Origin of the sequence: Dyella kyungheensis, from assembly GCF_016905005.1 — a bacterium.
GTDB lineage: Bacteria > Pseudomonadota > Gammaproteobacteria > Xanthomonadales > Rhodanobacteraceae > Dyella > Dyella kyungheensis.
Genome location: NZ_JADIKC010000001.1, coordinates 526,585 through 544,762, shown reverse-complemented (window position 1 = coordinate 544,762; position 18,178 = coordinate 526,585). Strand labels below are relative to the sequence as shown.

General features: G+C 64.0%; 15 protein-coding genes. 4 read left to right on the top strand and 11 right to left on the bottom strand.

The annotated features are described in order from the left end of the window. Positions 1-123: 123 nt before the first annotated feature. Positions 124-438 carry a HigA family addiction module antitoxin gene (locus tag ISP20_RS02520; protein ID WP_204634480.1) on the bottom strand — a complete coding sequence of 105 codons (315 nt, stop codon included), beginning with the start codon at positions 436-438 and terminating at the stop codon, positions 124-126. A 139-nt stretch (positions 439-577) separates the two neighbouring features. After that, on the bottom strand, positions 578-922 hold the full coding sequence (locus ISP20_RS02515; protein ID WP_204634479.1) for a hypothetical protein: 345 nt from the start codon (positions 920-922) through the stop codon (positions 578-580). A 291-nt stretch (positions 923-1,213) separates the two neighbouring features. Here ISP20_RS02515 and ISP20_RS02510 point away from each other — a divergent pair, with 291 nt between their 5' ends. Beyond that, on the top strand, positions 1,214-2,020 hold the full coding sequence (locus tag ISP20_RS02510; RefSeq protein WP_204634478.1) for a hypothetical protein: 807 nt from the start codon (positions 1,214-1,216) through the stop codon (positions 2,018-2,020). Positions 2,021-2,344: 324 nt separating this feature from the next. After that, on the top strand, positions 2,345-2,830 hold the full coding sequence (locus ISP20_RS02505) for a hypothetical protein (RefSeq protein ID WP_204634477.1): 486 nt from the start codon (positions 2,345-2,347) through the stop codon (positions 2,828-2,830). A gap of 112 nt (positions 2,831-2,942) precedes the next feature. On the opposite strand, the gene ISP20_RS02500 is transcribed toward ISP20_RS02505, so the two are convergent. The 9 genes from ISP20_RS02500 to ISP20_RS02460 form a co-directional block, all read right to left on the bottom strand. Continuing rightward, positions 2,943-4,235, bottom strand: coding sequence for an adenylosuccinate synthase (locus ISP20_RS02500; protein ID WP_204634476.1), 1,293 nt, complete (start codon positions 4,233-4,235; stop codon positions 2,943-2,945). A 185-nt stretch (positions 4,236-4,420) separates the two neighbouring features. Next, positions 4,421-4,606, bottom strand: a complete 186-nt coding sequence (locus ISP20_RS02495; protein ID WP_204634475.1) for a DUF2065 domain-containing protein — start codon at positions 4,604-4,606, stop codon at positions 4,421-4,423. 13 nt (positions 4,607-4,619) lie between these two features. Beyond that, positions 4,620-5,489: a protease modulator HflC gene (gene hflC / locus ISP20_RS02490; RefSeq protein WP_204634474.1), complete on the bottom strand. Its 870-nt coding sequence runs from the start codon at positions 5,487-5,489 to the stop codon at positions 4,620-4,622. Then, positions 5,486-6,658: an FtsH protease activity modulator HflK gene (hflK, locus tag ISP20_RS02485; protein ID WP_204634473.1), complete on the bottom strand. Its 1,173-nt coding sequence runs from the start codon at positions 6,656-6,658 to the stop codon at positions 5,486-5,488. The genes hflC and hflK overlap by 4 nt, the downstream gene beginning before the upstream one ends. A gap of 309 nt (positions 6,659-6,967) precedes the next feature. Then, the gene (gene hflX, locus ISP20_RS02480) at positions 6,968-8,278 is read right to left on the bottom strand and encodes a ribosome rescue GTPase HflX (RefSeq protein WP_204634472.1); all 1,311 of its coding nucleotides are present in this window, start codon (positions 8,276-8,278) and stop codon (positions 6,968-6,970) included. A 155-nt stretch (positions 8,279-8,433) separates the two neighbouring features. After that, positions 8,434-8,703 (bottom strand): RNA chaperone Hfq, encoded by a 270-nt coding sequence (hfq, locus tag ISP20_RS02475; RefSeq protein ID WP_204634471.1) that lies wholly within the window; start codon positions 8,701-8,703, stop codon positions 8,434-8,436. 160 nt (positions 8,704-8,863) lie between these two features. Continuing rightward, complete coding sequence (gene miaA, locus ISP20_RS02470; RefSeq protein ID WP_204634470.1) at positions 8,864-9,811, bottom strand: tRNA (adenosine(37)-N6)-dimethylallyltransferase MiaA; 948 nt, start codon at positions 9,809-9,811, stop codon at positions 8,864-8,866. Between the two features lie 119 nt (positions 9,812-9,930). Next, complete coding sequence (locus ISP20_RS02465) at positions 9,931-10,686, bottom strand: carbonic anhydrase family protein (RefSeq protein WP_204634469.1); 756 nt, start codon at positions 10,684-10,686, stop codon at positions 9,931-9,933. A gap of 165 nt (positions 10,687-10,851) precedes the next feature. Further along, positions 10,852-13,014 carry a S46 family peptidase gene (locus tag ISP20_RS02460; RefSeq protein WP_204634468.1) on the bottom strand — a complete coding sequence of 721 codons (2,163 nt, stop codon included), beginning with the start codon at positions 13,012-13,014 and terminating at the stop codon, positions 10,852-10,854. Positions 13,015-13,156: 142 nt separating this feature from the next. Between ISP20_RS02460 and tdh the strand changes: the two genes are divergently transcribed. After that, on the top strand, positions 13,157-14,191 hold the full coding sequence (gene tdh / locus ISP20_RS02455; RefSeq protein ID WP_204634467.1) for an L-threonine 3-dehydrogenase: 1,035 nt from the start codon (positions 13,157-13,159) through the stop codon (positions 14,189-14,191). Between the two features lie 184 nt (positions 14,192-14,375). Beyond that, the gene (locus ISP20_RS02450) at positions 14,376-18,086 is read left to right on the top strand and encodes a DUF748 domain-containing protein (protein ID WP_204634466.1); all 3,711 of its coding nucleotides are present in this window, start codon (positions 14,376-14,378) and stop codon (positions 18,084-18,086) included. The last annotated feature ends 92 nt before the right edge of the window (positions 18,087-18,178 follow it).

Below are 18,178 nucleotides of genomic sequence, written 5' to 3'. Positions count from 1 at the left end.
ATTTCTGGACTACCCCCGATTTCTCGGACACGGATAACGGGAACAGGTTGGACCATTCCTGATTTCTGGTCCACTCGGCCCCTCCCTGTTTCCTCACCCCTGCTTTCCCTTTTCGCTACTCGCCTAGTCAACGAGCGGACGATAGGCGCAGACCACGGGCTTCGCCCTTTCCAAATCGTACCGCGCCTGAAGTGCCAGCCAGTAAAAGGCGGTGGTGTCGAAGGTGAGGGAAAGGCGGAGGGCGTTCTTGGGGGTGATGGGGTGGGTGTCGGCGATGAGGGCTTTGATGTGGTGGGCGGGTATGCCGGTGCGACGGGCGAGTTGGGCGGGGTTGAGTGCGTTGGGGATGAGGTAGGCGTGCAGCAGGATGTCGCCAGGGGCTCGCAGGGGTTGCGAGGGGTCGACTTCCGAGTGCGGGGTGAGTTGGATCAGTTCCATGGTGGTTCCTCCCTGTCGGACACGGCCGCAGAGCGGATAGGCGCTTACAGCGCTCCGTGTCAGTGAATGCTTGGCAGCTTCGTCGGTGATCGCCTGAGGGTGGCGCATCGCCCTGCCGGCCGATGCGCCGTAACGGCGATCATCGGAGGCGTGTGGTGTTCACTCGAGGCTCGTCACCGAGCAGGCGGGCGTACTGCTGGAGGCAGTGGATGGCGGTGCCCAAGCTGGCGGTGACGGCCACGGGAAGCGGCCATGGCAGCGCTCTGCCGGGGAATCCCCGCGCTTGCGCGTGGCGGCATTGCTCGCTGTCGACACGCAGGCGCGTGAGGGCGAGCACCGCCAAAGCGATGTCACCGCGAGTGCCTTGATGCAGAGTTTCGGGCCACGCCGCAGCAGTGGATGACGGGCCGCCAAGCGGAGGAGTGAGGGTGTCGTCAGGGGGAACGGACGAGCGAATGCGTACCGTATGATCGCGGATAGCCATGATCAACTCTCGTTAAGTTGGTGATGGTTAGCGGGTCGTGGGTGTTACTAGCACTCACGGCCCGCGCCTCATGACCTGGTGGTCATGGTCATCCGCGAAACCGTGCAACACGACAGCGCGAGTGACCGACTGACCCTAACAAGCAGGGTTGGCATCGTCTGTCAGGGATCGGCGAGATGAGTGTCCACTTGGGCGAGGTGGTGCGTGACGGCGCCAAGCCGATCGAATGTCAGCACCATTCCATTAGAGGATCTGAAGGCAGTGCGCGCTTAAAAACGCGCACGCAGACTCATGAAATTGTCCCTGGCACTTTTTCCATGGCACTTTTTCCATGAGATTGTCCCTGGCACTTTTTCGGCAGAATCATCCGGGTTATTGGATGATCGCTATGAGTGGTGCGAGTCCCTGCATGCACTGATGAGGCCAAGAATGCGAAAGTTAATCGTCGTTGTCGCAGTCATGCTCGCGAGTGGCTGCTCGTCTTCAGAGCGATACCGACTTGACGGCGTCAGCAGCGATTTCTGTGTGCCAGAGAGCCAGAAGGTTCGAAGTGTGCCATGGGTTCCCGATGACCCCGCCTGGGCACCGAAGGGCTTCGCATTTGCTGGTTGCGAAGATGCGACAGGTCAACACGCAGAGCAATGCCCATTTCCCGCATCAATTGGCGGCGGTGTCGTTGAACAGCGTTCCGCGTTTCGTTCACAGAAGTGGTCTGATTTCGGCGTCAAGTCAACGCTAAAGAGCGAAACGCTCTCCCCTTCCACCGAAATGCAAAAATCCGACAAGAACGACGCACTCGTCGTTCATCGCGGCATGCAGTGGGATGTCTGGAGCCATACTGTCTGGGGCGAGCAAGGGGACGTGCTTCAACTTTCTAACGACGATGTCTTACTCGCAAGTTGCCGCGCCGAGAGTAAACCGCTCCCTGGCGACAGGTCATGGCCTGCGGGACTGAAGTGCCGTCGCGCAGTACTGGCTAGTGACTATGCCGTTGAATATTCCTTTCGCTCAGAAAACATGTCACCAGAGGTGTTGAGTCAACTTGATCGAAAGGTGATAGCTGGGATCAATCAATGGAGGTGCAGTGGAAAGCGCTAACCGCCCAGTGACTTGGTCGTCTCACTCATTTCTCGCCACGCCCCTGCAGTACATCAGGCAATTCTTGAGGGCTTTGGGGCGATAACGGTCGCCTGTGGCGGGCCGCACAGGCCGGCCGATCTCACCTCGACATCCGTACCCTCGAATGCGCTTCGATTAGCAAATATCCGACGGATCGATCGTCATGGTCGTGCCCGGCGCACTTTAAGAGAAATCCACTGCCCAACGCATGGCATGCATTGCTAGGCTGCAACTTGCCGATCGCTGTCGACAGCCGGCGCGATATGCCAGTCCCATTTCAATGCCTGCAAGGACAGCCTAGCCATGCTCGGACCCGCACCCTTTCCCGAACCTCCGCCCATTCCCCAACGCACGCCGCCAGCGAGCAAGCGCCGCCTTCCCTTATGGGCAGGAATTCTTATTGGCGTGCTATGCGGATTCGGGCTGCTGATAGGCGTAGCGACGTTTCTGTTCTTCAAGTTCGGCTGGGGCGAGTTCTCCGATCAGGCGGTCGCAGCGATGAACGAACAGCCGATCATCCAGCGCTGTATCGGCCCTATAGAAAGCGCTTCGCTCGACTTCACACGCACCAATAGCGATCCTCGCGAGGATTCATTCGCTTTCCGCATCCGAGGACCTGCCGGCTCCGGACTGGTCACCGCCGTATTCACCACGGTCGATGCCGACAACGAGCAGATCGACGAGGGCGAGTTGAAGATGACGGACGGCCGGATGTTTGCGCTGCAAGCCGCAGACGATGCGGAAGGCGAAGACGGCGAGCAAGAGGACGCTGGCTGCCCTCGCAACTGAGTGCGCCTGAGTTATCGCGATACGGTCGGCGATCGGTATGGCTCGCAGGACAAACAAAAAAGGCCCCGCTTCCGCGAGGCCTTTTTGTTTGTATTACCTACGTGCCAATCAATCAGGCGAACGGGTCGTCCAACACGATCGTGTCATCACGATCCGCACCCGTGGCAACCAGCGACAGCTTGCAGCCCGACAGCTCCTCCACCGCACGCAGATAAGCACGAGCCGCAGCGGGCAGCTTGTCCCACTCGCGGATACCGGCAGTGGATTCGTCCCAGCCCGGGAATTCCAGGTAGACCGGCTTGCACTCGTCCCAGCCGTCCGCGTCGAGCGGAGCCAGTTCGCGGCGCTTGCCGCGGTATTCGTAGGCGATGCAGACCTTGATGGACGGCAGGCCGTCGAGCACGTCGAGCTTGGTGATGGCCAGGCCGTTGATGCCGTTGATCTGCACGGCGCGCTTGAGCGCGACGAGGTCGATCCAGCCGCAGCGGCGCGGACGGCCGGTGCTGGCGCCGAACTCGTTGCCGACCTTGCGCAGGCGCTCGCCCATCTCGTCGTTGAGCTCGGTCGGGAACGGACCGCCGCCCACGCGCGTGGCGTACGCCTTGCAGATGCCCAGCACGTAGTCGATGTCGCCCGCGCCCACGCCGGTGCCGGCCAGTGCGCCGCCCACGGTGGTGTTGGACGAGGTCACGTACGGATAGGTGCCGTGGTCGATGTCGAGCAGCGCACCCTGCGCGCCTTCATACAGGATGTGACCGCCTTCCTTGCGCACGTCGTGCAGGATGGTGGCGACGTCGTCGACCATCGGGCGAATGAATTCGCCATAGGCCAGCGCATCGTCCAGCACGGTCTGGAAGTCGACCGGCTCGGCCTTCAGCCACTGGGTGAGGATGAAGTTGTGGTATTCGACGGCGGCCTTGATCTTCTCCGGCAGCTCGTGCGGGTACATCAGGTCGGCCACGCGCACGCTGCGGCGAGCCACCTTGTCTTCGTACGCCGGGCCGATGCCGCGGCCGGTGGTGCCGATGGCGCTCTTGCCGGCGGCGATTTCGCGCGCCTTATCGACGGCGATGTGGTACGGCATGATCAGCGGCGTGGCCGGGCTGATCTTGAGGCGCGAACGCACTTCCACGCCCTGCGCTTCCAGCTCTTCGATTTCCTGCTTGAGCGCCTGCGGCGACAGCACCACGCCGTTGCCGATCAGGCACAGCGCGTCGTCGCGCAGGATGCCCGACGGAATCAGATGCAGCACGGTCTTCTTGCCGCCGATGACCAGCGTGTGGCCGGCGTTGTGACCGCCCTGGAAGCGCGCGACGGCGCTGACCTGTTCGGTCAGCAGGTCGACGATCTTGCCCTTGCCTTCGTCGCCCCACTGCGCACCAAGGATGACTACTGACTTGCCCATGATGATGATGCTCTCGTCAATTTGAAGAATGCGGATGGCCAAAGGCCGCGAAACGGATGGAAGCCCTGATTGTTTCGTTCGGCGTCCAGCGCCGTGAACGTCGCCGGGGTGAAGCGTTTGCGCGAACGACGATGAAGCTTCGCTGGAAAAACTCGATGGGTTGAACGGCCCATCGCCGCGTTAATTCAATGCACCCACTGCAGCGCCACCAGGCCGATGCCGATGGCGGCCGCGCCGAACAGCCGCAGCGCGCGCGGGCTCATGTTGGCTGCCTCGCGCATGGTGGCTTGCCACCCGCGCGGCGCGGCAAACAACACCAGCCCCTCGATCACCAACACCAGGCACAACGCGCCGGCCAGCTCCCTCGACATCGTCCGTTACCACTCAATGCTTGGACGATGCGCCGTCGCTGAAATACTTCAGGAATTCCGAATCGGGCCTCAGCACCAGCACGCCCTTGCCGTCCTTGAACGAGGTACGGTACGCGGCCAGGCTTCGATAGAACGCGAAGAACTCCGGATCCTGCCCATAAGCCTGCGCGTAGATCGCCGCGGCCTGCGCATCGCCCTCGCCCTTCACCTTGGCCGCATCGCGCTCGGCTTCGGCCTTCACGACTTGGGCCTGGCGATCGGCGTCGGCCTTGATGGTTTCGGCGGCCTGCTGACCGGTGTAGCGCAATTCGTTGGCGAGCTGGGTGCGCTCGGCGCGCATGCGCTTGTACACCGACTCGCTCACTTCGTCCGGCAGGTCGATGCGCTTGATGCGCACGTCGACCACGGCAATGCCGAAGTTCTTGCGGGCTGCCGCGTCGGTCTGCTTGCGCACGCGTTCGGTGACGTCCTTGCGGCCGGCGGAAACCAGCTCCTGCAAGGTGCGGCCGTTGAACTCGAAGCGCAGCGCATCCTTCACGATCGGCGTGAGGCGATTGGCTGCCTGCAGTTCGTCGCCGGCGGTGGCGCGGTAGTAGGCAGCGTTGTCGGCAATGCGCCACTTCACGTAGAAGTCGACGTTGACGCTCTTCTTCTCGGAGGTGAAGTAACGCTCGGGCGGCGCTTCCAGGGTAAGGATGCGGTTGTCGAACGTCATCACCTGCTGGATGAACGGCAACTTCGCGTGCAGGCCAGGCTGGTCGCCGGTGCGCACGATGCGGCCGAACTGCAGCACGAGCGCGGTCTGTCCTTCGTGCACGACGAACAAGCTGTTGAAGCCGAGCAGCACCACGAGCACGGCGATGATGGCGGAGGCGAACTTCATGGCTGCTTCTCCTTGCCGCCGAGGTTGCTGTCGCTGCCGGCAGCCGATTGCATCACCGAGCCCACGCCCTGGATGTCCTTGCCGGTGGCACGGTCGAGCGGCAGATAGATCATGTTGCGGCCGCCGGAACCATCGAGCACCTTGGGATTGTTCGACATCACGTCTTCGACTGTTTCCAGCCACAAGCGGCGGCGGGTGACGTCCGGCGCTGCCTTGTATTCCTTGAGGATCAGGTTGAAGCGCGAGGCATCGCCGGTGGCCGTGGCCACGCGGGCGGCGGCGTAACCCTGGGCCTCGGCAGCAATGCGCGACGCGTCGCCGCGCGCTACAGGCACGACCTGGCTGGCGTAGGCGCGCGCATTGTTTTCGGTGCCCTGCTTGTCTTCGCGAGCGGCGTTGACGTCGTCGAAGGCGTCCTTCACTTCCTGCGGCGGGGCCACGTTCTGGAAGCTCACGTCGGTCACCACCAGGCCGGCGTCGTATTCGTCCAGTGTGGCCTGCAGGATTTCACGGGTCTGCTGCTGCAAGGTGTCGCGCGTCTGCGCCTTGACGGCGGCGGGCACGACAGCCGGCGCGGCCGTGGACGAGGCGGCGGCCACGCTGCTGGCAGGCGCGGGCGCCACGGCGTCGACTTCGCCCTGGCTGGTGAGGATGTTGTCCATCACGTTGGCGCCCACCACCGTGCGCACGGCAGCTTCGGCCGCCTGGCGCAGCGTCTCTTCCGGCGGGCCGCTGAGCGAGAACAGGTATTTGTACGAATCGGACACCTGGTACTGCACGTTGAAGTCGACCGAGATGATGTTCTCGTCGCTGGTCAACATGCGCACCTTGTCGGAGACCGAACGGATCTCGGTGGCGCCAACCTTGGTCACCGTTTCGATCGGACCGGGGAACTTGAGGTGGAAACCCGGCTGCAGGGTGCGCGAGTACTTGCCGAAGCGCAGCACCACGCCGGCCTGGCGCGCATCCACGATGGTGAAGCTGCTCATGGCGATCCACACGATCACGAACGCCAGCAGGATGGTGAAGATGCCGCCGGCACCGCCACCCAGCTTGCCGAAGCGGTTGCGCAGCTGCCTCAGGACGTCGTCCAGCCCCGGCTTGTTGCCCGGCTGGCGATTCTTGTTCCAAGGATCACGTTGCCCATTACCGGGTTCGTTCCAGGCCATGGTCAGTCTCCTTGAGGCCGCTGGGAGGCCGGCTGTATGGGCCGGAAAACGCGTTGCACGGGTTTTGACATAGGGTCGACTGCTTGATGTGGCTGTGTGCCTGGGCACGGATGGCCGCACAAACACCGTCGATTCTACCAGAGCCAGCCGGCGATTCCCTCCCCAAGGCTGCGTATCCTTGTGGGAGCGCACCCTGTGCGCGACAGGCGCCTCAGGGGCATCTCGACAAATGGTTTCCGCGAGCCGCTCGGGCGCCTGTCGCGCACAGGGTGCGCTCCCACAGGGGCTTGGTTACTCCGGGGCCTGTTTTTAAAAGGCTTCTTCCGGCGTGCCGAGGATCGGTTGCAGCAAGGCCGCCTCGGTGGCGTTGCCCCCGCTGAGCGGCGCGATGACGCTGCGCGGCGCATCGATGTTCAAGCGCCAACCCTCCTCGTCGACTTCCTCGCCGACGATGGCCCCGGCGGCCTTCAGGCGTGCATGCAGGCGTCCTGCCGAATGCGGCAGGCGCAGCTCGGACTGCACGCGCGCGCCGCCAAGCAGCTCGCCCAGGGCCTGCTTGAGCAGGTCCAGGCCCTGCCCGGTCGCGGCCGACAACCATACGGTGGTGGGCTTGCCCTCGGCATCGCGGTCGATGCGCGGTTCGCTGCCGGCCAGGTCGATCTTGTTCATCACCCGCAGCTGGGGCAGATCGCCGGCATCGATTTCCTCGAGCACGTTGTCCACCACGCGGGCAAGGCGCTCGCGCTCCTCGTCGGCGGCGTCGCTCACATGCAGCAGCAGATCCGCGTCGCGCGCCTCGGCCAGGGTGCCGCGGAACGCCGCGACCAGGTCATGCGGCAGCTCGCGGATGAAGCCCACCGTGTCGGCCAGCACGGCCGGGCCGCAGGACAGGCCGTCGAGCTTGCGCACGGTCGGGTCCAGCGTGGCGAACAGCAGGTCGGCGGCGAACACCTCGCCTTCGGTCAACACGTTGAACAGGGTCGACTTGCCGGCGTTGGTATAGCCGACCAAGGCCACCCTCGGCACGGTGTTGCGCAGTCTCGCGCGGCGCTGTTGGACGCGCTGGGTCTGCACCTTTTCCAGCCGCTTGGTGAGCATCTTCACCCGCTCGGCGAGCAGGCGACGGTCGGTTTCCAGCTGGGTTTCGCCCGGGCCTCGGTTGCCGATGGCACCGCCGCGCTGGGCGTCCAGATGGGTCCAGCCGCGCACCAGCCGGGTGGCGAGGTGCTTGAGCTGGGCCAGCTCCACTTCGAGTTTGCCTTCGTGCGAACGGGCGCGCTGGGCGAAGATGTCCAGGATCAGGCCGGCGCGGTCGACCACGCGCACGTTGAGCAGCTTTTCGAGGTTGCGCTCCTGCACGGGGGTCAGCAGGTGATCGACCAGAACCAGGTCGGCTTCGAGCGCCCGGGCGGCCTCGGCCACCTCGTCGGCCTTGCCGGTACCTATGTAATAACGCGGGTTGGGCACGTCGATGCGTGCCGGAATGCTGCCGAGGATCTCGGCACCGGCCGAGTGCACGAGCTCGGCGAATTCTTCGGCGCGCCTGGCCGAATCGCCCTCGCCGCGGGAATGCGGGAGCACGAGGATGGCGCGTTCGCCTTTCTTTTGACGATCAAACACGAGGGCGGGAGGACCTTTATGAAGACGCGGTGCCGTGGACCGTCAAGGGTCCACGGCACGAATCGGAGTGGGAAGTGTATGTGGATACGCTGCCCGCCGGAGGATTCCGGTTTGCAACGCCTACCCTACTCAGATGGGTCGACCGCCCTGCGGAATCAACCTTCCGCTTCGGGCGCACCGCCCGGCGCGTCGCCCGGGCCGTCATGGCCATTGCCCATGCGGACGTTACGGCTGGGCACCACGGTGGAGATGGCATGCTTGTAGACCATCTGGCTCACTTGGTTGCGCAACAACACCACGAACTGATCGAACGACTCGATCGTGCCCTGCAGCTTGATGCCATTGACCAGGTAGATGGCGACCGGAACGCGCTCGCGACGCAGCGCATTGAGAAACGGATCTTGCAACGATTGCCCTTTGGACATTTCTTGTTCTCCCCTCGCAACGGACGGACCGGGATAAAAGACGCGTGACGCGCCCCGGTCCAAGGCCGAGGAATATTAACCACTTTTAAATCGTTGATGAAAGAGTAAATGCACGCTTTCATCAGGTGTGAAAAAGACGTTTAGAGAACTGCGCGGCACACTATTGCTCGCCCAAGAACATTCGCACGCCTTCTTCAGCAAGATTCCGCGTCTCAGCACGCTCTGGATCGAGCATCCGGGCGTCGAGCACGCCGCGTAGCCAGGTGATCTGGCGTTTGGCGAGCTGGCGCGTGGCGAAGATGCCGCGATCGCGAAATTCCGCCTCGTTCGTTTGGCCGTCCAGATGCTCCCACGCCTGTCGATAGCCCACGGCGCGCATGGCGGGGAGATCGGCATGCAGGTCGCCGCGTGCACGCAAGGCGCGAACTTCATCGAGGAAACCATCCTGCAGCATGCCGTCGAAGCGCCGGGCGATGCGTTCGTGCAATGGAGCGCGACCCGCAGGAACCAGCGCCAGCTTGAGCACGCGCCACGGGAAGCGCTCGCCGGTGCCGCCACGCTGCTGTTCCGACAACGGGCGGCCGGTGAGCTCGATCACCTCCAGCGCACGCTGGATGCGCTGCGCATCGTTCGGCCCGATGCGCTCAGCCGCCGCCGGATCCAGGCGTTGCAGGCGCGCATGCAGCGCGGGCCATCCTTCGGTCGCCGCCTGCGCCGTGAAACGCTCGCGCAGGATCGGATCGGCTTCGGGCAGCTGCGAAAGACCTTGCTGCAGCGCGCGGAAATAGAGCCCGGTGCCGCCGACCAGCAGCGGCACGCGGCCCTGTGCCGTGATTTCCTGCATCGCAGCCATCGCATCGCCGCGGAAATCCGCCGCCGAGTAAGGCTGGGCGGGATCGCGAATGTCGATCAGTCGATGCGGGTAGCGCGCCAGCGTCGACGCGTCCGGCTTGGCCGCGCCGATATCGAGACCGCGATAGACCAGAGCCGAATCGACGCTCACCAGATCAACCGGGAACTGCTCGCTCAAGGCGCAGGCGAGCGCCGTCTTGCCCGACGCGGTCGGGCCCATCAGGAATACGGCCAGGGGGCGCTGATCGATCGGCATCGACGCATTCTAGCGGCGAACCGAGGCACTACTCACTGTGGGAGCGCACCCTGTGCGCGACAAGCGTCTCCACCGGGCGAGGCCGTCGCGCACAGGGTGCGCTCCCACAGAAGGATCGACTAGGCGTAGAACTCCACCTTGCCGCCGGCGAGGTGGTACATCGAGCCGACGATCTTGATCTTGCCGTCCTTCTCCATGCCGGCAAGCACGTCGCTGCGTCGACGAATATCCTCCACCGTCTGACGCACATTGGTGGCGGCCACCGCATCCACGAAGGCGTCGTTCTTGCTCGTGCGTTCGCCGCTGAACTGGGTGGCGGCGACGGCGGGCTTGATCTTGTCGAGCAGGCCGGTGAGGTTGCCCAGCTTGGCGTTGTCGATGGCGCCCTTGATGGCGCCGCACGCCGTGTGCCCCATCACCAGCACGAGCTTGGAGCCGGCCAACGCACAGGCGAACTCGAGGCTTCCCAACAGATCGTCGTTGGCGATGTTGCCTGCAATGCGCGCGTTGAAGGTATCGCCGATACCGGCATCCAGGATGATCTCCGCCGGTGCGCGCGAGTCGATGCAACTGAGGATGACCGCGGCGGGATACTGCCCGCCGGCACTGGCCCGCTTCTGTGCCAGATAGTCGTGTCCTTGCATCTTGCCGGCACGGAAGCGCTCGTTGCCTTCCTTGAGCATGGCGATGACCTGATCCGGCGTCATCGCATCGCGCTGTTCCTTGCTCAGGGCGGCGGCTTGCGCCAGGCCTGGGAGCAGCCAGGGTACGCCGCCCACCGCGGCAAAGGCGGCCACGCCGATGGCTGACTTCAACAGCGAGCGGCGCGAACCGTCGGTCGCGCTGCCGCAACACGCTTGCTCGTGAGCTTGCATAACGCCCCCAACTCCCCGAAAGAAGTTGCTACTGCACGCCCGGGGCGATGAAACCGGCGTGAACCCTTCCCTCTACATTCACTGTGGGAGCGCACCCTGTGCGCGACGGCCTCGCCCTGTGGAGGCGCTTGTCGCGCACAGGGTGCGCTCCCACAGGTTGGGGACTCAGCGAGCCGGCACACCCATCTCCTTCAACAACTGCGGCGCCGGATACACCTTGTCCATCAGCCAACGCATATAACGCAGGTCGACATGGATGGCGCGCTTGTAACGCGGGTCGAACATCCAGCTCGCGCTCACCGCTTCCCAGTTGCTGTCGAAATTGAGTCCCACCAGCTCGCCCTTCGCGTTCAGCACGGGCGAGCCGGAGTTGCCGCCGGTGGTGTCCAGGTTGCTGAGGAAATCGACCGGCATCTGCTGGGTTTTGGCCTCGGCGTAGCCCTCGTAGTCGCCCTTGGCGATGGCATCGAGCAACGGCTTGGGCGCATCGAACGGAACCGCACCGGTGTTCTTCTCGACGATGCCCGCGGTCGTGGTGAGCGGTTCGTAGGTGACTGCATCGCGCGCCTTGAGCGGCGTCACCTTGCCGTAGCTCACGCGCAGCGTGGCATTGGCGTCGGGGTAGACCGCACGGCCCTGCTTCTGGCGATAGGCAATCAGTGCGTCCATGTAGCCGGGGCGTAGCCGCAGCAGATCGCCCTCGTGCGACTTGCGCTCGTCTTCCATGCGCAGCAGCGCCGGCTGCAACTGCGCGGCGACCACCAGCAGCGCGTCATCCGATTTGGCCACCGTGGCGGGATCGGCTTTCAGCCATCCCAGACGCGCGGCTTCGTCACCCAGCTGCGTGGCGCCGTAGACCTGCTCGAGCTTGTGCGACAACGCTTCGGACGTGCGGCCGAACGCGGCATCGAACTCCGGCACGCGCTGTGTGTCGGGCAGCTTCTGGTAGCGGGTGAGCAAGGCGGTCAACAAACGTCTCTCGACCGCGGGATCGTAGCGACGCTGCACTTGCCGTAGCGTGCCCGCGATCAGTTCTTCGTCACGCAACTGGTAGCCTGCCTCGCGCTGCGCGTCGGGCCGGCCACGTTCGTGCGCCAATCGCTGCAACACGATGGCCGAGCGCAGCAATTGCGTCTGCGTTTGCATCATGCCGAGCAGCAGATCGCGCTCGCGCGTGGCATTGCCGGCGGCGATGAGCTGGCCGACCTGGTCGATCTGCGGACGCAGCTTGCTCGCCTGCGGCTGGGCCGCCAGCCATGCCAGCATGGCGTCCTCGTCCTTGCGGCGAACGGTGACCGCGTCGCTGCGCTTGAGTCCATCCAGTTCGCCCTGGAAGCGCTTGATGTTGTTCTTCAGCGACTGCAGCTGCGACGCGTAGCGGATGGCCGCTTGCCGGTCGTCGCGTCCCGTGTCCTCGATGACGTGTTCCAACTGCTGCATCACTTCAACCGTGGTGGGCAGGCGCCATTGCACCTGATCGGCGAATTCGGCCGCCGTGCGATGCCGATAGGTGATGCCGGGATAACCGGCCAGCATGACGAAATCCCCTTCCTTCACGCCATCCCGTGCCACCTGCAGATGCGCGGGCGGGTGATAGGGAACGTTGTCCTTGGCGTAGTCCGCCGGCTTGCCATCGGGGCCCACATAGGCGCGCAACAAGGTGAAGTCGCCCGCGTGCCGCGGCCACACGAAGTTGTCCACTTCGTCGCCGTAGTTGCCGATGGCGCGGGGCGGCGCGTAGACCAGGCGAAGATCGCGCAGCTCGAGCTGCTTCACCAGGTAGAAATCGCGGCCGTAGAACATGTTGACCACGCTGCAGCGCATGCCGGACTCGCGCTCGCACTCGGCCACCGTCGCTTTGCTGATCGCATCGATGGCATCGAAGTAGGCGCGCCCCGTCTTGCCCTTGGCGGCGGCCAGCACCTTGTCGCTGATCCGGTCGAAGCCGGTGGTCACGCGCAGGCGGAAATCGGGGTTGGCCGGCAGCTCCTCGGCCCGCTCGTGCGAGACGAAACCGTTCTGGATCAGGTCGCGCTGGGCGTTGCTGTTGTACTGGATCACGCCGAAAGCGACATGGTGGTTGGTCAGCACCAGGCCGTCGTCGCTGATGAACGAACCGGTGGCCCCGCCCACCTTCACCACCGCATTGAGCGGCGCCTTGGTCAGGTCGGCCAGCTCGGCCGGGTTGCCCTGGAACCCCGCCTCGCGCAGCGGCTTGGCGATGGACGGCAGCTGCGAGGGCATCCACATGCCTTCGTCGGCGTGGGTTGGAATGGCGATGGCTAGCCCCAATGCTGCCGCCAGCAGCGTGAATGTCGGTCGTTTCATGCCTGTCCTAGAGCCGGGTGGCGCAAAAAATTGCGACCATAGCCCTGCCCGCCCCTCGGGGCAACGCTGCACTGCACGAAGCGGCGCCCGTGCCCCGCCTTCTATAATGTCAGTTTTCCCGCCCTTCCCCCACGGAAACCCCATGCCTCAGATGATGAAAGCCCTGGTCAAGCGCAAGCCCGAACAGGGCATCTGGATGGAAGAAGTGCCTGTTCCCGAGGTCGGCCCCAACGAGGTGCTGATCAAGCTGGAAAAGACCGCGATCTGCGGCACCGACCTGCACATCTACAAGTGGGACGAGTGGTCCCAGCGCACCATCAAGCCCGGCCTGACCATCGGCCACGAATTCGTGGGCCGCGTGGTGGAGGTCGGCCCGGGCGTCACCGGCTACAAGATCGGCGACCGCGTGTCGGCCGAGGGCCATATCGTCTGCGGCCACTGCCGCAACTGCCGCGCCGGCCGCCAGCACCTGTGCCCGAACACCGTGGGCATCGGCGTGAACCGCAACGGCGCCTTCGCCGAATACATGACCATGCCGGCCTCGAACCTGTGGCCGATCCCGGACCAGATCCCGTCCGAACTGGCCGCCTTCTTCGACCCGTACGGCAATGCCGCGCATTGCGCGCTGGAATTCGACCTGATCGGCGAAGACGTGCTGATCACCGGCGCCGGCCCGATCGGCATCATCGCCGCGGGCATCGCCAAGCATGTGGGCGCCCGTAACGTGGTGGTCACCGACGTCAACGATTACCGCCTGAAGCTGGCGGCGGACATGGGCGCCACGCGCGTGGTGAACGTGGCCAACCAGTCGCTGAAAGACGTGATGAAGGACCTGCACATGGAAGGCTTCGACGTGGGCCTGGAAATGAGCGGCAACCCGCGCGCCTTCAACGACATGCTCGATTGCATGTACCACGGCGGCAAGATCGCGCTGCTCGGCATCCTGCCCAAGGGCGCCGGCATCGACTGGGACAAGGTGATCTTCAAGGGCCTCACCATGCAGGGCATCTACGGCCGCCGCATGTATGAGACCTGGTACAAGATGACCCAGATGGTGCTCACCGGCTTTCCGCTACAGAAAGTTCTCACCCACCAGATTCATATCGACGATTTCCAGAAGGGCTTCGACCTGATGGATGCCGGCAAGTGCGGCAAGGTCGTCTGCTCCTGGTCTTGAGCATCCACGAAACCGTCACATAAATGCACTTGGCCGCCGCTTTTTGGGCGGCCAAGTCGTTCTGCGATAACAGTCGGCCTAGTACACTCGCGGCAAGGCGGCCGACTAATCGCTGGGATTGTGAAGGTACCCGGCCCAAGGGCTGAGTACGGTCGGCGCGCGATGGCATGGGAGCATCGTCCGCATGGCTGATCTGTTCAGCAATCGTCATCTGGCCGCAGGACGCGACCGCGCCATGGCCGTCTACAAATCGCATCGCACGCGCAAGATCGCCCTGATCGTTGCGATCGTGCTAATCGTGTTCGGCATCCTCGGCTTCCTCGCCGCACCATCGATCATCCGCAGCCAGATCGAGAAGCGCGCCACCGCCGCGCTGCAACGTCCCGTCACGCTGGGTGCGGTGCATCTCAACCCGTATACGTTGCGCCTGGAGCTGGATCAGCTGCATATCGCCGATCGCGATGGCAAGTCGGCTTTCGTCGATGTTGACCAGGCGGTCATCAATGCCTCGTGGGCCTCACTGTTCCGCATGGCGCCCGTGCTCGATCAGCTCATCGTGCAGCATCCGCGCATCCGCATCGTGCGCACGGGCGACCAGCGCTTCAACTTCAGCGACATCATCGATCGCTTCAACGCCACGCCGTCCGATCCGAAGGCTTCGCCGGCACGCTTTGCGCTGTCCAACATCAGCGTGCACAACGGCGACATCCAGTTCGCCGACGAGGCGATGAAGGCCGATCACCACGTCGAGCAGTTGGAGCTGGGCATTCCGTTCATCGCCAACCTGCCCAGCGATACCGATGTGTTCGTGCAGCCGCTGCTGTCGATGAACGTGGACGGCAGCCCGCTGCGTGTCGAAGGCCACACCAAGCCGTTTGCCGACAGCCGCGATTCCACCATCAATTTCCGCCTGGATCGCCTTGATCTGGCGCGCTACATCGGCTACGCGCCCACCACGCTGCCGGTGACGATACCCAAGGGCCTGCTCAGCGGCGATCTGGTGCTGCATTTCCTGCAGGCCAAGGCGGCGTCGCAACTGCAACTCACCGGCAAGCTGCAGATCGACGATTTCGCGCTCAACACCCGCAGCGGCCAGGCGATCCTGAGCCTTGGCAAGGGCACCGCCGACCTCACCGACGTGCAGCCGCTGCAATCGCGTTATGTGCTGGGCGCACTCAGCTTCGACCGTGCGCAGCTCTATTACACCGCCGGTGCCGACGGCCACAGCAATTTCGACGCGCTCACCTCGACGCCCACCCAGGCGGATGCCGACAAGAAGGCCGAGCCCACCGACCTGCGCATCGCTTCGATGGCGCTCACCAACAGCGCCATCCATTACACGGACGCCGCGGGCAGCAAGATCGACCTGGGCAATCTGCGCGGCAACATGCAGGGGCTGAGCCTGCAGGCTGCGCCGGTGGCGAAGCTCGATGTGACCGCGCAGTTCTTCGGCGGCGACATCGGCATGAAGGGCACGGTGGATCTGGCCAAGAACAAGCTGGTCGCCGCCTTGACGCTCAAGCAGGTGGACATGGCGCCGCTGCAGGCTGCCACGTACCAGGGCATCAACGCGCGGCTGACCAAGGGCAAGCTCGATGCCACCGGCCAGCTTCAAGTGGACTGGGGCAAGCCGTTCAACATCCATCTGGCCGATGCGCATGCCACCGCCACCGATTTTGCGATGGAACCGCAATTCAAGGGACAAGGCTCGCCCGTTTCCTGGGCCACCCTGGAAGCGGAAATCATCCAGGTCGACCTGGCCACGCAACAGGCGCAACTGGGCACGGTGAAGGCCACCGGCCTCAGCCTGGACGTACAGCGCAATAGCAAGAAGTACATCAGCCTGGTGGATCTGTTCGCCGCCAAGGATGCGCCGAAGAAGCCAGTCGCCGCCAGCGGACCGCCGTGGCATTGGAGCGTGGCCCACCTCGCCTTCGACAATGCCGCCGTCGCGTTCACCGATCTGGCTGCCGGCGACAAGCCGGTGAAGATCAAGATCGATACGCTCAGCGGCAGCATGGACAACCTGAGCGACAAGCTCAACGAACCGCGCGAGATGAAGTTGTCGGGCACGATGGGCCGCGGCAGCTTCACCGCCAACGGCAAGCTGCAACCGCTGCCCACGCTGGCCGATCTGCAGATCGACACCAAGCGGTTCGACATCACCAACTTCCAGCCGTACATCAGCGTGCCGTTGAACGTGGTCATTTCCAGCGCCCGCGTCACCAGTAACGGCAAGCTGCATTACGACGGACGCAGCGCGGAACCGAAACTCACCTACAAGGGCAACGCGGCGCTGGAACAGGTCCGCATCCAGGACAAGCTCACCGGCGATGATTTCCTGCGTTGGCGCACGCTCAGCGGATCGAATCTCGATGTCGCCTATGGCTCGGGTGCGCCGCGCATGCACGTGGCCGGACTGGTGCTGAGTTCCTTCTACGCGCGCATGATCGTCAACGCCAACGGCACCTTGAATCTGTCCGAAGTGGTGACCAACCCGGCAGCGGCGCCCGTATCGGTGACGCGTGGAGAGAATGAGCAGCCGTCCGGCGCGGCGGTACCGCCACCGGCCCCCGCTGCATCCGCACCGGCTCCCGCAGTCGCTGCCGCGCCAACCAAGGACACCAAGGGCACCACCACCACGGCCATCGTTCCCGCAACGGCGGCGCCGGCAGCCCCTCCAGCCGACATTCGCATTGGCGGCATCACCCTGGTCAATGGCCAGATCAACTACACCGACAACTTCATCAAGCCGAACTACACGGCCAACCTGACCAAGGTGACCGGCAAGATCGGCACCATCGCCACCACGCCTGGCGATCCGCCAGCGGAGCTGTCGGTGCAGGCGGCACTGAACGACAACTCGCCGGTGGATATCGACGGCACCGTCAACCCGTTGCAGCCGGTGGCCTTCCTCGACATCAAGGGCAAGGCCAACGAGGTGGAGCTGACGGGCCTGAGCGCCTACTCCACCAAGTACACGGGCTATCCCATCACGGCAGGCAAGCTGACGATGGACGTCCATTACACACTGGACCAGCGCAAGCTCGATGCCGACAACCATATCTTCATCACCCAGCTGACCTTCGGCGATCGCGACGAAAGCCTCGGCATCAAGCACATGCCGGTCAAGCTCGCGGTGGCCTTGCTGAAGGACACGCAGGGCAACATCGATGTGAACGTGCCGGTCTCCGGTTCGCTGGACGATCCGCAATTCAGCATGGGCGGCCTGATCTGGCGCGCCATCGGCAACCTGATCGCGAAGGCCGCCACGGCACCGTTCCGCCTGCTCGGCGCAGCCTTCGGCGGCGGCAACCACGAAGACCTCGGTTACGTGGAGTTCGATGCAGGCTCCGCCGTGCTCGACAAGAATGCGCAGGAACGCCTCGGCAAGATCGTGGCCATGCTCAACCAGAAGAACACCTTGAACCTGGACCTGATCGGCCGCATCGACCCGTCCAAGGATCAGGACGGCCTGCGCAAGGTGACGGTGGAGAACATGGTTCGCCGTGCGAAGGCGCTGGACACCGAGGGCAAGAGTGCCGATACGTCGGACGCCGCGCTCGCCTCGGTCAACGTGACGCCCGACGAGTACGAGAAGTACCTCAAGCGTGCCTATAAGGACGATGACTTCAAGGGCAAACCCAAGAACATCATCGGCCTGAAGAAATCGCTGGAGCCGGACGAGATGCGCAGCCTGATGGAGACCAACATCGCCGTCGACGACGCCGCCATGCGCGACCTCGCGCAGCGTCGCGCCAGCGCGGTGCAGGCGTGGCTGAAGGGCAAGATCGACGACAAGCGGGTATCGATCAAGGATCCCAAGCTCGATACGAAGGACATCGACGACAAGGGCAAGACGACGCGGGTGGAGTTTGGGTTGCATCAGGCGTGAGGAGCGCCAGCCGGCCTCAAGCCTTCAGGCCGTCATTCCGGCGCAGGCCGGAATCCAGTGACGTCGCGGCTGGATCCTCGCGTTGACGCAAA